Source organism: Candidatus Pelagibacter sp. HIMB1485, assembly GCF_052048055.1.
Lineage (GTDB): Bacteria > Pseudomonadota > Alphaproteobacteria > Pelagibacterales > Pelagibacteraceae > Pelagibacter.
Genome location: NZ_JBNAIN010000002.1, coordinates 413,142 through 428,134, shown reverse-complemented (window position 1 = coordinate 428,134; position 14,993 = coordinate 413,142). Strand labels below are relative to the sequence as shown.

Genomic DNA, 14,993 nt, shown 5'->3' with positions numbered 1-14,993 from the left:
AATCATGAAGTTATCAACAATCCTTAGTATTATTTATATCAATATTATAATTTGGTTTAAAAAATTATTTGGACTTAAAATTTTACCTTATAAAATTCTTTTAAATCTGACAGATTTATGCAATTCACGTTGCAGCTTTTGTGATATTTGGAAAATTAAACCTTCAAACGAAATTAATTTGACTGAGATAGAAAATATTTTTAAATCATTAAACACCAGTTTATATTGGTTAGCTTTAAGTGGAGGTGAAGTTACATTAGTTAAATATTATAAGGAAATGATAGATTCACTTGTACTTAATTGTAAAAATATAAAAATATTAGCTTTTACTACTAATGCTTTAGCAGTTAATAGAGCAATAGAATACGCAAATTATGCAAAGCAAAAAGGTCTTGACGTGTTAGTTACAATTAGTTTGGACGGCGATGAAAATGTTCATGATAAAATTAGAGGTATAGAGGGTAATTATAAAAAGTGTATTGATTTATACTATAAATTAAAAAGTAATAATATTAATTGTAATTTTGGAATCACAGTGAGTGACCTAAACACAGATTTTATTAAAGAAAAATATGTTAAATATAATAATATAATTAAAGCAGTAACATTTGTTCATAATCATGGGATTTATGGAATCAATAAAGAATTACAGGATGAAGAAATTTTTAAAGCTTTAAAACATATTTATAAAAATTATCCAATTACTAAATTGGAACACTTAATTGAGAAATTTCATATAAAAATTGCTATCTTATTTTTAAAAGAAAAAAGAAAGAAAAATATTATAAACTGTGACGTCATAAATTCATCTTTACATCTAATGCCCAATGGAGATGTTAAACCATGCATGTTTATGAACAAATTGGGAAATATTCGAAAAAAAAATATAAATGAAATTTTAGAGGATAAAAATACTATTAAGATTAAAAATGAAATAAAAAAAAATCTTTGTCCAAAGTGCTGGATGAATTGTTATTCACCACACTCAATAATGCAGCATCCATTTAAAACGTTTTTCAAATTTTTATTTGGGTAAATTTACTTGTTTTTAGAATTGGTTGCGGGGGACGGATTTGAACCGCCGACCTTCAGGTTATGAGCCTGACGAGCTACCAGACTGCTCCACCCCGCGTTATATTAAATTCTATTCCTAAGTTTGTTTAACTTTTTAACTCTTTTAATATTTTCTTGAAGAATTCTTTTTTTCTTTTCAGAAGGTTTTTCGTAAGTATTTTTCAATTTAATAACTTTAAAAAAACCGTCTCTTTGCAGTTTTCTTTTTAATACTCTTAATGCTTGTTCAACATTATTATCTTTAACTTCTATTTTAATAACTACCTCCGAAAAAAATGTTTGTTATCATTTTTATTAATTTATGTCTATTAGTTTTGATTGTCATGCGCTTGCTTGATTAATTTTGTTTTTTCTCTCCTTTTCCTTTTTTTCTCTCTCAATTCTTCTTTCAGCTTTTCCTATTGCCTCTACAAGGTCTTTTTGAGAGAATAAATTTAAGGCCACGGGATCTTTAGGGTTAAGATTATTGTAATTCCAATAACTTTTATTTCTTATTAAAGTTACAGAATTTTTTGTAATTCCTACCAATTTAGCTATTTGTGAATCTTTCAAAATATTGTGTTGTCTAATAAGCCATAAAGCAGAATCAGGCTTATCCTGTCTTTTTGAAAGAGGAATATACTTCTTTATTTTTTTTTCGTTATTTGAAATTTCAATGTCACTACTTTTAATTTTTAAAGGTCTATTTTCATCTTTGGATGATAATTCTATTTCTTCCCTAGAAAGTTGTCCTGAGATAATAGGATTATAAGCTTTAATTCCTTTGGCTACTTCGCCATCAGCTATACCTTGTATTTCTACTTCATGAAGTTGACAAAAATCTGCTATCTGCTTGAATGTTAAGGTTGTGTTTTCAACTAACCAAACAGCAGTAGCCATTGGCATTAGTGGGGCATTTGTCATTTAACTTTATTTTCTGATTTAAAATTCTGAAATTTTTTATTGAATTTACTTATTCTGCCTTTGTCCATTAACTTTTGTTTTCCACCCGTCCAAGCAGAGTGTGATTTTGGATCAATTTCAAGTTTAAGTAATTCACCTTCAGTGCCCCAAGTTGATTTTGTTTCAAACTGAGTTCCGTCAGTCATTTCTACTTTTATAGTATGATAGCTAGGGTGTATTTTTTTTTTCATGAGCTGCCTTATAGCAAAAGGATTTATTAAAACAATTAAAAAATTTTTTAAATTTTCAGAATTTTTCCTTAAAATAGTAAATTTATTAGACTTTTATCTAATTTGATAACCCTTAAATCTCAAATTTATAAATTATTTTAAAGTATATTTTGATAGACTTTAGTCGTTATTTTCTAAGTTTTGACAAAAATATAACGTAAGTGAGTCCTAAAAATAAACTTAATATAAATACAGAAAAAGTACTTATAAAAATATTTACGTTTTCCTTTATTATATTTTTATATTTAGTTGAATTCACATTTATAGTTGATGCAAAAAATAAATCAGAATTATTTATTGGTGTAGATAAAAATTTGTCTTGCAATCTGTCAAAAGCTTCATTTTCTTGAATATAAATAAAAAATTTATCAAAATAGACTTTAAGTTTATCATTTTTTATTGTTTCTTTTAATAAAATTTGTACATCTTTAGCTAGATAATTTTTAAAAAGTTTTTGAGTTGTGATTGAAATTTCAAATTCATCAATCAAATATTGCCTGATCTCATTATTTGCAGTTTTCTCAATAAATTTTAAAAATTCCTCATATTTTTTTTTGTCTTTGATAGTTGAGGATATTGTCCAATTTTTATTAACACCCTCATTATCTTCATAAAATTTGAACAGATTTACAGTTTGTTCTACTTTATTTTCATATTCTTCATTGCTGGTAAATTCATCCTTGTTTACATAATTACTTCTCCTAATTGCATTATTTAAAAAATTTTTTTCACTTATTTTTTCTAAAAATAAAGATTGAAGATCTGATTTTAGAATTTTTTTAAATTTGCTATAATCAATTTTTTTCACATTGTTAAGCATATTAAATATTATAAGGTCATCGCCTGTTAATGGGCTAACATATTCTACTCTAAATTTTGTAGTTATATAACTATTGTATTCACTATACTGAGCCTCCTGAAATGTTGACATTGGAATAATTGTTGTAACAGCTTTAAATATTTTCTCTGCAGGAGGTTTAGAATTTAAATAGAAAAAAACCAAAATAGCAGGAAGAAAACTTATAAATAAAAATTGAAATTTATTTCTTTTAATTAAATTAATTACTTCTATTAAATCTATTTCAACATCTTTAGTTACTTTTTTTAAAGGCATATTTAAAACTATTATATTTTATTATTAATTCAAGAAGTTAAAAATTTTTTAAATTTTTTATCATTTCATCATTTATTGATAAGCTTGATGCTCTAATATTTATATTATTTTTTTTAAATTTATTTATATCATTTACTACACCTCCAGCTTCTTCAACTATTATCTTGCCAGCTGCAACATCCCATAAATTAATATTGTTATGAAAAAAACCATCTAATCTTCCTGAAGCAACATAAGCTAAATCTAGAGCTGCACAACCAGAGTATCTCATATTAAGATTGCTGAACTTTACACCTTCATGATTGCTTGAAAATAAACAATCCTCAATTGAATTTTTATTTGAAACTTTCAATCTAGAATTATTTAAATAGGCACCTTTATTTTTTTCTGCAAAAAACATTTCATCTTTTATTGGATCAAAAATTAGTCCACTTACTATTTCTGATCTAGATTCTAATGCTATGCAAATAGCAAAATGAGGAATTCCATGAAGGAAGTTTGTTGTCCCATCTATTGGGTCAATGATCCAAATATTTTCATTATCTTTATTTATAATTGATCCACTTTCTTCAGTCAGAAAAGAATAATTTTTTTTTGTTTTACTTAGTTGATCAATTATTATTTTTTCTACATTTATATCAGTTTTTGTTACAAAATCTCTAGGTCCTTTTTTTTTAACCTGCAGTTTTTCAACTTCACCAAAATCTCTAATTAGAGATTTAGAAGCCTTTTCTGCTGCTTTAATCATAATGTTAAGGTTCGATGATATAGATATCATTAAAATTATATTTTTTTTATGTATTCTAAATTTCTAGTATCAACAATTATTTTATCACCTGTTTCAATGAAAGGTGGAACTTGAATATTTAAACCATTATCGAGAGTTGCTGGTTTGTAAGAGGAAGATACAGTTTGACCTTTTAATGCTGCATCAGTAGTTTCTACTTTACATTGTACCTGATTTGGTAATTCAACTGAAATTGGATTTTCATTATAAAAGCATACAGATACTTCTAGATTTTCAGTTAATAATTTACCTTGTGTTCCAATAATTTCTTTTTTGATTTCAATTTGTTCAAAAGTTTTTGGTTCCATAAAAAAATAATTAGCATCATCTTCATACATATAATTGTATTTATTTTCATCTAATGATGCTTTTTCTACTGTTTCGCTAGATCTAAATCTTTCATTTATTTTGGTATTCTTGCCAACACTTTTCATTTCTACTTGAGCGAATGCACCACCTTTTCCAGGTTTTACATGTTGTGTTTTTAAAACTTGCCAAAGATCATCTTTATATTCTAAAAGCATCCCAACTCTAATTTCACTTGCATTTATTTTCATTTTAAACTTTCTATAGCTTCTGTAGGTTTGTATTTTTTATTATTCCAAATGTAGCCTGAGATAGCCAAAAAATTTGCATTGTTCAATAAAAGTTTTTTATAGTTCTCATTTGTTATTCCACCAATAGATACTATGGGAATCTTTGTTAATTTCTTTACTTTATTTAAAGTTTTTATATTAGCGCTGTATTTAGCTTTCTTTGTTTTTGTTGGAAAAAAAGCGCCAAGTGCAATGTAATTAGCCTTATTTTTAATTGCCTCTTTTGCAAGTTTAATTGAGTTGTGACATGTTATTCCAATAATTTTATTTCCAACTATTTTTTTGGCCTCTTTAATATTTATATCCTTTTGCCCCAAATGACATCCATCTGCGTTTAATTTTTTTGCAAGAATTGGGTCATCATTAACGATAAATTTTACTCTATTATTTTTACATAGTTGTCTAATTTTTTTTCCTATCAAAATTTTTTTCTTAAAAGAGTATTTTTTAAACCTCATTTGAAAAAAACTAATTTTATTTAATTTTAATACTTTGTTTAGATTTTGGTAAAAATCCTTCTTAATTTTATTTGGAGAGATAAGATAGATAAATTTTTTTTTATTTATTCTCAAGATCCCTTGTCCATTTGCCTTGAGCAGCTAAAGTACACATTCTTGCTCTATGGTTAAACACATCCTGTGTTTCGGTGATTTTAGTTGTATCTTTAGACCAAAATTTAAGAGCACTTTGTTGTAAAGCTCTACCATAGGAATAGGTCATTATAAAATTTGTACTATTGTTTTTGCTAATTAAATTTAGATTTTCTGTTGCTTCTATTTCGGATTGACCTCCAGACAAGAAAGCAATTCCTGGTACTTCTGTAGGTACTGAATTTTTAAGACATTCAAGTGTTTTGTCTGAAACTTCTTCATTAGAGATTTTGTTTTTTGAATTACTTCCGGCTAAAATCATATTCGGTTTTAATATGATCCCTGATAAATCAATTTTATGCATAATTAATTCCTCAAAACATTTTTTTATAACTTCTGAAGTTTTTTCCAAACATTCATCGGCTGAATGATCACCATCCATTAAAACTTCTGGTTCCACTATAGGAACCATTTCACATTCTTGAACTAAAGCGGCATATCTTGCAAGTGCATGAGCATTAGAATGAATTGCAAGTTTGCTAGGATAGTTATTGCTTATCGAATAAACACCTCTCCATTTTGTAAATCTTGCACCAAGCTCATAGTATTTTTTTAATCTTTCTCTTAGCCCGTCTAGCCCTTCTGTAATTTTTTCCTCTGGAGAGTTTGCTAAATTTTTTGCACCTGTATCCACTTTAATTCCAGTTACTGCTCCACAAGCAGAGATTAATTCAGGAATCGATTTACCTAAATTTGAAATTTGGTTTATTGTTTCTTCGTATAAGATTACACCACCGATACAATCTTTCATACTTTCTGAACTAAAAAGAGTTTCTCTAAAAGCGAGTCTGTTTTTTGGTGTAGATTCAACATTAACAGCATCAAGTCTTTTTGTCATAGTTCCGTTACTTTCATCTGCAGCAAGTATTCCTTTTCCATTTGAAAGTATTTTAAGTGCTATTTTATTTAGCTCTGACATATCAATTTAAAGCGCTTATACCAGGAAGTTCTTTTCCTTCAAGATATTCCAAAAATGCTCCACCTGCAGTTGAAACAAAATTAAAGTCTTTAACAGTATTTAAAGAATTAATTAATGAAACGGTATCTCCACCACCTACTACAGAGTAAATTTTATCTTCTTTATTTTTTTCAACTATTTTTTTTGCAATTGCAGTGCTTCCATTAGCAAAATTAGGATTTTCAAAATATCCAGCAGGACCGTTCCATAAAATGGTGTTTGTATTATCAATAATATTACATATGCTTTCAACAGTTTTTGGACCTATATCCAAAATCATTTCATCTAATTTAATTTGACTCAATTCTTTAATTTTAGGATGACCATTTAAATCATTTGCCACTATTACATCCTCTGGAAAAATTATATTACAATTTTTTTCTTTTGAATATGAGAGTATGTCATTAACTATAGAATTAACATTTTCTTCTTTAAGAGATTTTCCAATATTGTATCCATTGTGTTCAATTAAGTTATTCGCCATTGCACCTACAATTATTATATTGTCAAATTTTGAAATTAAGTTTTTTATAATATTAATTTTAGTAGAAATTTTAGATCCTCCTATTATGCAAGTAACAGGTTTAGTTATGCTAGATGTAATTTTTTTTAATGCATTAATCTCTAAATCTAATTGCAACCCTGAAAAAGATGGTAAAAATTTTGAAATTTCACAAACAGATGCGTGCGATCTATGTGAACATGAAAAAGCATCATTTACATAAATATCACCTAAGCTTGCTAAATGTTTTGCAAAATTAGTATCATTTTTTTCCTCATCTGGATAAAATCTAATATTTTCAATTAATAAAATTTTTTCATTAAAATTATCAAACATATCTTTTTTTATCTCATAAATATTTTTTTCAATAAGTTTTATTTTTTCATTTAATTTTTTTTCCATATCTTTTTGGATTGGTTTTAACGAAAGATCTTTAATTACTTTTCCTTTAGGTCGACCAACGTGAGATAAGATAACTATTTTTGAATTTTGCTCTAATAAAAATTCGATTGTTGGAAGAACTTTATCAATTCTCGTTGTATCAGTTATCTCACCATTCTTGAGAGGGACATTTAAATCCAGTCTTAAAATAACTTTTTTACCTGCTAGGTCAGTTAGTTCAGAAATACTTTTCATTGAGAATTTTGATGAATAAATTCTGCAATATCGCACATACGATTTGAAAAACCCCATTCATTATCATACCAGGCTGAAATTTTACCCATATTGTCTCCAACAACATTGGTAAGGGATCCATCAACAATCGCAGATGCAGGGTTGTGATTAAAATCTATTGATACCAACTTTTCATGAGTGATTTCTAATACATTTTTTAAATTATTTTTAGATGCTAATTCAAATGATTTATTTATATTTTCTTTATTGATATTTTTTTTTGTACAGAAAACTAATTCTACAAGTGAAACATTTGGGGTAGGTACTCTCATTGCAACTCCCTCTAATTTACCTTTCAAGCTAGGAATTATTTCACCAATTGCTTTTGATGCACCAGTCGATGTTGGGACAATTGATTGACTTGCTGATCTTGCTCTTCTTGGGTCTTTATGGGAATTATCTAGAATTCTCTGATCACTTGTAAATGCATGGATAGTTGTCATAAACCCTTTTTCAATTTCAAAATTTTCATTTAGTATGTGTACAACTGGAGCCAAACAGTTTGTGGTGCATGATGCAGCTGAAATTATTTGGTCCTTAATGGTTATATCTTTTTCATTTACACCAAATACAATTGTTTTATCTGCATTTTTACATGGCGCAGATACTATTACTTTTTTTGCTCCATTTTTTATATGAGCTAAAAGTTTTTCTTTAGAATTAAATTTTCCTGTACATTCAAAAACATAATCAACATCAAATTTTTTCCAGTCTATGTTTTCAATATTAGACTCCTGTGAAAATGTAATTTTTTCATTATTTATTATTAAGTGATTTTCATCAAAATCTAAATCAGCATCAAATCTACCATGAATTGAGTCATATTTTATTAATGTACAAGTAGTCTCAGGATTTGATCTATTGTTTATGTGTTGTATTTTTATTTTTTTATCTTGGCTTTCTATAATTGATCGAACTACCATACGACCAATTCTACCCATTCCATTAATTCCAACTTTAATCGTCATAATTAAATTTTAATTAAATTTTTTGATTTGTTAGTTATATTCTCTTTTGTTAGCCCAAAATATTTATATATTTCTTTAAATGGCGCACTTTTACCATATTCATTAATTCCAAAATTTTTTCCATTTTCTCCAACATACTTTTTCCAACAATCACTTGAACCAGCTTCTATAGAGATTTTATTTTTGGTTTCATTTAGTATTATATTTTTATAAGTTTTACTTTGTTTATCAAAAAGCTCCATACAAGGTACTGAAATAACTTTAGAATAAATTTTATCTTTGGCAAGTTTATGACTTGCTTCGATTGCAAGATTTACTTCTGAACCACTTGCAAAAATTGTTAATTTAATTTTCTTATTTGTTCTATGCACCTCATAAGCACCAAGTGAACATTTATTATTTGAGGAATATTTTTTTCTTATTGGATCTAAATTTTGTCTTGTTAGAGACAACACACTTGGAGTCTTTGTGCTTTTTAAAGCATGCTCCCAGCATTCAATTGTTTCAATTCTGTCTGCAGGTCTAAAAACATTTAGGTTTGGAATTGATCTTAAACCAGACAATTGTTCAATTGGTTGATGTGTTGGTCCATCTTCACCTAAGCCAATTGAATCATGCGTCATTACATAAATAACTCTTTGTTGCATTAGAGCTGACAATCTTATCGATGGTTTGCAGTAATCAGAAAAAATTAAAAAAGTTCCACCATAAGGAATAAAATTGCTATGGAGTGCGATTCCATTCATTATCCCACTCATTGCATGCTCCCTAACGCCATAGTGAATATAATTTCCCTCAAAATTTCCTGGTGTAATAATTTTATGTTTTTTTGTTTTTGTATTGTTAGATCCTGCCAAATCTGCAGAACCACCAATAAGATTATTATTTGAATTGGTTAATGCGCTTAAAGTTAACTCAGAACATTTTCTTGTTGCTAAGCTTTTTGGTTCTTTGATTGCAAGTTTCTTTTCTGAATTTAAAATATTTTTAAAGTTATTATTATTTTTGATTAGATTTAATTTTTTACTTTGTTTTTTTATTAATTTGTTCCATTTTTTTTCAATTAACTGACCCTTGCTTCCTATAGCTCTCCATTCTTTCAATAACTTATTTGGAACTTCAAAAGGTTTATATTCCCACTTAAGTACTTTTCTTACTAATTTAATTTCATCTAATCCCAAAGGACTACCATGTGAAGACGACTTGCCAGATTTATTTGGAGATCCATATCCAATTTTTGTTTTACAAGAAATTACTGTTGGTTTTTTTGCATTTTGAACTCTTTTTAAAGCTCTATAAATTTGATTTTCATTGTGACCATCAACTAATATGTAATCCCATCCATAGCTTTCAAATCTTTTTTTGAAATTGTCTGATACAGCTAGACTTGTTGGACCATCTATTGAAATATTATTATTATCGAAAAGCATCACCAAATTTTTTAATTTTAAGTGGCCAGCTAAACTCATTGCTTCGTGACTAATGCCTTCCATCAAGCAACCGTCACCAGCTAGAACATAAGTTTTGTGATTAATTAAATTTTTACCTAATTTTTTTTTGAGGACTTCTTCAGCTATTGCGAATCCAACTGCATTTGCTATTCCCTGTCCAAGTGGACCAGTGGTTGTTTCAATTCCAGTTTTTGGATGATACTCTGGGTGACCTGCACAAATAGAGTTTAGTTGTCTAAACTTTTTAATCGAATTTAACGATATACTTTTATAACCAGTTAAGTACAACAAAGAATAAAGAAGCATTGAGCCATGCCCAGCTGATAAAACAAATCTATCTCTATTTATCCAATTTGGATTTTGTGGATTGAATTTTAAAAAATACCTAAAAAGTACTGTCGCAACGTCTGCCATACCCATTGGCATTCCTGGGTGGCCAGAATTAGCTTTTTGAACTGCATCAATAGATAAAAATCTAATACAATTTGCTAAATCGTTATGTATTTTACTCAAAATTATCCTGACTAGACTAAGAAGATTCTATTTAATATTATAAGTATATATATATGAATTCTATAAACGAAAAAGAAAAAAAACTTAATCAAGCTTTAGAAGAATTAAAAAATTTAGATCTAACTAATCCAGATTTGAAAAATAATATTCAAAATCTTAATTTGCAAAAAAATCAATTAGAGATTGAAAAAAATGAGCTAGAAAAAAAATATAAAGAGCTATCAGATCAGAACGAAATTTTGTCAAAAAGATTAGATGAGTTCAGAAGCAAAGAAAAGGCTGAAGAAAGAAAACAAATAGAGTTTTCTGAGAAAATTGATGAATTAAATCAAGAAACAGATACTTTGTTGGAAGAGATTGATAAATGGCAAATGTAAGTATTAAATTTAATAACAAAGAGTTTTTACTATCTTGTGATGATGGGCAAGAGGAACATCTAGAAGAATTGTTAATACAAATAAACCAAAAATTTAATCATTTAAAAAATGATCTTGGCAATTTGGGAGAAAATAAACTCTTATTAATTACGGCAGTTAAAATAATGGATGAATACTACGAAACAAAAAAGAAAGTTGATCAAAAGAAACAAGAATTAAAAGATTTATCAAATAAATTTAAGGAATTAAAAACTCTAATTTATGAATATAAAGATAAAAAAGAAGAAGAAATAAAACAGTTAAATTTAAATCATGATAAATTAAAAATCGAGATTGAAACTAATCAAAAAAAATATGAAGATTTAATTGATACTGCTGCAGAGAAAATTTCAAGTTTTGTGGAAAAAGCAAAACAAGAAAATTTACCTCAATAAATTTGTGAATAAATCTAAATTAAGAAGAAAGATAACATCACTTAGAAAAAAAAATTTTCAAGAAAATTTGAAAATCAATTCTTTAAAATTAATTAAATTCCTAAGTGATAATAAGCTTAAAACAAGAATTGTTGGAGGATATTATCCATGCAATCATGAAATAGATGACTTAGAAGTTTTAAATTTATTTAGTAAACATAAAAAAACTACCTCATTACCTATCATCAAGAAAAATAACCAAATGGACTTTTATGAATGGTCCAAAGATAATCCATTAAATATAAACAAATATGGGATTATTGAACCATTATCTCAAAAGAAAGTTTATCCAGATATATTATTAGTTCCACTATTAGCTTTTGATAAGCAATTTAACCGTTTAGGTTATGGTGGTGGTTTTTATGATCGTTATATTGAAAAAATTGAAATTAAAAAAAAGGTCTTTAAAGTTGGATTTGCTTTTTCTTTCCAAGAATTAAAAGAAGTACCAATTAATAATTATGATAAGAAGCTTGATTTAATAATTACTGAAAGAGGTTTAATATTTTGAGAATTTTATTTTTAGGCGATGTTGTTGGTATTTCGGGGTGTTCTAAACTTACGAGTAGCTTGCTTATTGAAATTAAATCAAAAAAAATTGATTTTGTTATTGCTAATGGTGAAAATGCTGCAGCCCAAGGGGTGGGTTTGACAGAAGAAATTTGCAAAGATTTTTATAACTGTGGTGTTAACGTAATCACAACTGGCAATCATGTTTGGGATCAAAAAGAAATCATGAAGTACATAGAAAAAGAAGAAAGATTGTTACGTCCTAAAAATCTTTTTGAGCCTGCCCCTGGTCGAGGTTTTCAAATTTTCAAAACAGATAAAAATATAAGAGTTGGGGTACTTAACCTCATGGGTAATGTTTTTATGAAAAAGTGTGATGATGTTTTTGAAACTTCAAAAAAATTTTTAAGTGAGTATAAATTAAAAGATGACTACGATTTATTAGTGGTTGATTTTCATGGTGAAATTACTAGTGAGAAAAATGCTATAGGTCACTTTTTTGATGGTCATGCAACGTTAGTTGTTGGAACTCACACTCATATTCCAACTAACGATGCAAGAATACTAAACAATGGTACTGGATACCAAACAGACGCTGGTATGTGTGGAGATTACGACTCTGTAATTGGAATGGATAAAGAGAATTCATTAAACAGATTTTTAAAAAAAGACTCGGTCAAACATTTTCCTGCAGTTGGGGAAGGGACTTTATCTGGTGTTATTGTTGATTGTGATATAAATACTGGTTTAGCTAAAAACATTAATAGTTATATATTTGGAGATAAACTAAAAAATATTTAATTTATATATGGCAGGTCATTCTCATTGGGCAGGTATTAAACATAAAAAAGGAAAAGCTGATAAGCAACGTTCAAAAATTTTCTCGAAGTTATCTAAAGAAATCACAGTAGCTGCAAAGCTCGGAGACAAAGATCCTGCAATGAATCCAAGATTAAGATCAGCAGTACAGGCTGCTAGATCAGCAAATATGCCAAAAGATAATATTGAAAGAGCTATAGATAAATCTTCTGCTGCATCTGGTGCAAATTTTGAAAATTTGAGATATGAGGGATTTGGTCCAAAGAAAATTGCTGTAATTGTAGAAACTTTAACTGATAATAAAAATAGAACAGCTTCCAATGTGAGAACAATTTTTCAGAAATCTGGTGGAAGTCTAGGTACGCAAGGATCGGCATCTCATAACTTTAAACAACTTGGGATAATAAAGATTGATAAAAATGAAATATCAGATGATAAAATTTTTGAGTTGGCAATAGAAGCCGGTGCAGAGGAATGCATCTCTCACGAAGAATTTCATGAAGTTCAATGTGTTTCAAATGAAATATATAATGTTAAAAAAAATTTAGAAAATACAATAGCGAATTTTATTTCAACAGAAATTGAGTGGGTGCCTATAAATAGTGTTAATATTCAAAATGATGAGAAAGAAAGTGTGATTGAGTTTTTAGAAAATCTCGAAGATGATGATGATGTTCAGAACGTTTTTTCAAACGTAAATTTAGGAAATATTTAATGTTAATAATCGGAATTGATCCAGGTATATCAGGATCTATTTGTTTTTTAGAAGATGGAATAATCAAAGATGTGATTGAAATGCCAACAATGATCGAAGGAAAAAAAAATAAAAAACAAGTAAATGGATCTCAGATATTTAATGAAATTTCTTCAAGAATAAAAACATATGAAAAAAAAAATATTAAAGTTGTTGTAGAACAAGTTTCAGCCATGCCAGGTCAAGGTGTAACTAGTATGTTTAATTTTGGTCAATCTTTTGGAATTTTAAAAGGTATTTGCAGTGCAATGCAATTACCAATTTATTTTGTAAGACCTGCAAAATGGAAAAAATATTTTAATTTAATTAATTCAGAAAAGGATGCTAGCAGGACAAGAGCTATTGAAATATTTCCTTATTTTTCGTCAAATTTATCTAAAAAAAAAGATTCCAATAAAGCTGATGCAATTCTGATAGCTAGTTATTTTCATGAAACATACAAAAATGACTAATCTTTAAAATTATATAGTCAAATTCATGACACAATTAAGTGTGATGAGTGATTATGGAAGCAGACATAGCCGCAAATGCATTAGACTTAGGAACAAATACAGATTTTTCACTTCTAAGTTTATTTTTAAAAGCAGACATAATTGTTAAAGCAGTAATGATTAGCTTAATACTTTGCTCAGTATACTCATGGGCGGTGATTATAGAAAAATATAGACTTTTTAAAAAAATAAATAAATCTTCAGAAGAATTTGAAGAAAAATTTTGGAACTCTAAATCTGCTGAAAATTTTTATAACAGTTTACCAAATAATTTAGAAGACCCAATGTCTTTGGTATTCCAAAATGCTATGGAAAACTTACTTAAGAAAAAATCAAAAACAAATATAAGTGAAAGAATGACTGCGTTCCTTGAGGGAGGAATAGAAAAGGAAATGTCAAAAATTGAAAAGGGATTTACATTTTTAGCAACCGTAGGTTCAACTGCTCCATTTATTGGATTATTTGGGACTGTTTGGGGTATTATGAATTCTTTTCAATCAATTGCAATTTCAAGAAATACTAGTCTTGCAATAGTTGCACCTGGTATTGCAGAAGCATTATTCGCAACTGCATTAGGACTGTTAGCTGCGATACCTGCTGTAGTTGCTTACAATAAATTTAATACAGACGCAAAAAAATATTCAGAAAAATTAGAGAATTTTTCAAAAAGATTTTTAACAATAATTTAAATGGCTTTTAAATTAAATCGCTCATCAAAAGAACCAATGAGTGAGATTAACGTAACACCTTTTGTTGATGTGATGTTGGTTCTATTAATTATATTCATGGTCACTGCACCGCTTTTAACAGTAGGTGTTCAGGTTGATCTACCTGAGAGTTCAGCAGATTCTTTGCCTGAGGAAACAGAACCTTTAACACTTTCTATTAATGCGAAAGGTGAAATTTTTATTCAAGAATCAAAAGTAGAGTATGACAATATAATTGCTAAAGTTTTAGCTGTTTCAAAAAATAGAACTGACACAAGAATTTATGTAAGAGGTGATAAAACAATAAACTATGGAAGAGTTTTAGAGATAATGGGTTTATTATCTGGATCTGGTTTTACAAAGGTTGCGCTAATCTCTGAGCCCCTTAAACAAAGGTAGTTA

The 14,993-nt window shown here is 27.8% G+C and carries 20 protein-coding genes and 1 tRNA gene; 9 read left to right on the top strand and 12 right to left on the bottom strand.

All coding sequences use genetic code 11. The features are described from left to right. Positions 1-4 precede the first annotated feature (4 nt). Positions 5-1,036, top strand: coding sequence for a radical SAM protein (locus tag ACTTA4_RS04725; RefSeq protein ID WP_440633732.1), 1,032 nt, complete (start codon positions 5-7; stop codon positions 1,034-1,036). A gap of 19 nt (positions 1,037-1,055) precedes the next feature. Here ACTTA4_RS04725 and ACTTA4_RS04720 read toward each other — a convergent pair. The 12 genes from ACTTA4_RS04720 to tkt all read right to left on the bottom strand — a co-directional run bounded on the left by ACTTA4_RS04720 (position 1,056) and on the right by tkt (position 10,460). After that, positions 1,056-1,132, bottom strand: a tRNA-Met gene (locus ACTTA4_RS04720). Between the two features lie 5 nt (positions 1,133-1,137). Then, positions 1,138-1,332 carry a 30S ribosomal protein S21 gene (gene rpsU / locus ACTTA4_RS04715; protein ID WP_440634178.1) on the bottom strand — a complete coding sequence of 65 codons (195 nt, stop codon included), beginning with the start codon at positions 1,330-1,332 and terminating at the stop codon, positions 1,138-1,140. A 63-nt stretch (positions 1,333-1,395) separates the two neighbouring features. Then, positions 1,396-1,977: a cell cycle transcriptional regulator TrcR gene (locus ACTTA4_RS04710; RefSeq protein WP_440633731.1), complete on the bottom strand. Its 582-nt coding sequence runs from the start codon at positions 1,975-1,977 to the stop codon at positions 1,396-1,398. After that, positions 1,974-2,207, bottom strand: coding sequence for a 50S ribosomal protein L31 (rpmE, locus tag ACTTA4_RS04705; RefSeq protein WP_440633730.1), 234 nt, complete (start codon positions 2,205-2,207; stop codon positions 1,974-1,976). Before rpmE ends, ACTTA4_RS04710 begins: the two co-directional genes overlap by 4 nt. Before the next feature lie 166 nt (positions 2,208-2,373). Beyond that, positions 2,374-3,360 carry a hypothetical protein gene (locus ACTTA4_RS04700; protein ID WP_440633729.1) on the bottom strand — a complete coding sequence of 329 codons (987 nt, stop codon included), beginning with the start codon at positions 3,358-3,360 and terminating at the stop codon, positions 2,374-2,376. A gap of 37 nt (positions 3,361-3,397) precedes the next feature. Further along, positions 3,398-4,138: an inositol monophosphatase family protein gene (locus tag ACTTA4_RS04695; RefSeq protein WP_440633728.1), complete on the bottom strand. Its 741-nt coding sequence runs from the start codon at positions 4,136-4,138 to the stop codon at positions 3,398-3,400. A gap of 5 nt (positions 4,139-4,143) precedes the next feature. Continuing rightward, a complete protein-coding gene (efp, locus tag ACTTA4_RS04690) occupies positions 4,144-4,704 on the bottom strand; it encodes an elongation factor P (protein ID WP_440633727.1) in 561 nt (186 codons plus the stop codon). After that, entirely contained in the window at positions 4,701-5,315 is a 615-nt protein-coding gene (gene thiE, locus ACTTA4_RS04685) for a thiamine phosphate synthase (protein WP_440633726.1), read from the bottom strand. The genes efp and thiE overlap by 4 nt, the downstream gene beginning before the upstream one ends. Continuing rightward, positions 5,302-6,312, bottom strand: coding sequence for a class I fructose-bisphosphate aldolase (locus ACTTA4_RS04680; protein WP_440633725.1), 1,011 nt, complete (start codon positions 6,310-6,312; stop codon positions 5,302-5,304). Before ACTTA4_RS04680 ends, thiE begins: the two co-directional genes overlap by 14 nt. A gap of 1 nt (position 6,313) precedes the next feature. Continuing rightward, positions 6,314-7,489 carry a phosphoglycerate kinase gene (locus ACTTA4_RS04675; protein ID WP_440633724.1) on the bottom strand — a complete coding sequence of 392 codons (1,176 nt, stop codon included), beginning with the start codon at positions 7,487-7,489 and terminating at the stop codon, positions 6,314-6,316. Then, positions 7,486-8,496, bottom strand: a complete 1,011-nt coding sequence (gene gap / locus ACTTA4_RS04670) for a type I glyceraldehyde-3-phosphate dehydrogenase (protein ID WP_440633723.1) — start codon at positions 8,494-8,496, stop codon at positions 7,486-7,488. Before gap ends, ACTTA4_RS04675 begins: the two co-directional genes overlap by 4 nt. Positions 8,497-8,498: 2 nt before the next feature. Further along, positions 8,499-10,460 (bottom strand): transketolase, encoded by a 1,962-nt coding sequence (gene tkt, locus ACTTA4_RS04665; RefSeq protein WP_440633722.1) that lies wholly within the window; start codon positions 10,458-10,460, stop codon positions 8,499-8,501. Between the two features lie 53 nt (positions 10,461-10,513). Between tkt and ACTTA4_RS04660 the strand changes: the two genes are divergently transcribed. Genes ACTTA4_RS04660 through tolR form a run of 8 tightly spaced genes read left to right on the top strand, consistent with a single transcriptional unit; the run spans position 10,514 to position 14,990 of the window. Then, a complete protein-coding gene (locus tag ACTTA4_RS04660; protein ID WP_075506051.1) occupies positions 10,514-10,837 on the top strand; it encodes a 5-formyltetrahydrofolate cyclo-ligase in 324 nt (107 codons plus the stop codon). Then, positions 10,825-11,271: a cell division protein ZapA gene (zapA, locus tag ACTTA4_RS04655; RefSeq protein ID WP_440633721.1), complete on the top strand. Its 447-nt coding sequence runs from the start codon at positions 10,825-10,827 to the stop codon at positions 11,269-11,271. Before ACTTA4_RS04660 ends, zapA begins: the two co-directional genes overlap by 13 nt. A 4-nt stretch (positions 11,272-11,275) precedes the next feature. Next, positions 11,276-11,821, top strand: coding sequence for a 5-formyltetrahydrofolate cyclo-ligase (locus ACTTA4_RS04650; protein ID WP_440633720.1), 546 nt, complete (start codon positions 11,276-11,278; stop codon positions 11,819-11,821). After that, entirely contained in the window at positions 11,818-12,621 is an 804-nt protein-coding gene (locus ACTTA4_RS04645) for a TIGR00282 family metallophosphoesterase (protein ID WP_440633719.1), read from the top strand. Before ACTTA4_RS04650 ends, ACTTA4_RS04645 begins: the two co-directional genes overlap by 4 nt. A gap of 7 nt (positions 12,622-12,628) precedes the next feature. Further along, entirely contained in the window at positions 12,629-13,354 is a 726-nt protein-coding gene (locus ACTTA4_RS04640) for a YebC/PmpR family DNA-binding transcriptional regulator (protein WP_075506055.1), read from the top strand. Next, entirely contained in the window at positions 13,354-13,845 is a 492-nt protein-coding gene (locus ACTTA4_RS04635) for a crossover junction endodeoxyribonuclease (protein ID WP_075506056.1), read from the top strand. Before ACTTA4_RS04640 ends, ACTTA4_RS04635 begins: the two co-directional genes overlap by 1 nt. A 53-nt stretch (positions 13,846-13,898) precedes the next feature. Continuing rightward, the gene (tolQ, locus tag ACTTA4_RS04630; RefSeq protein WP_075506057.1) at positions 13,899-14,573 is read left to right on the top strand and encodes a protein TolQ; all 675 of its coding nucleotides are present in this window, start codon (positions 13,899-13,901) and stop codon (positions 14,571-14,573) included. After that, positions 14,574-14,990, top strand: a complete 417-nt coding sequence (tolR, locus tag ACTTA4_RS04625) for a protein TolR (protein ID WP_075506058.1) — start codon at positions 14,574-14,576, stop codon at positions 14,988-14,990. The last annotated feature ends 3 nt before the right edge of the window (positions 14,991-14,993 follow it).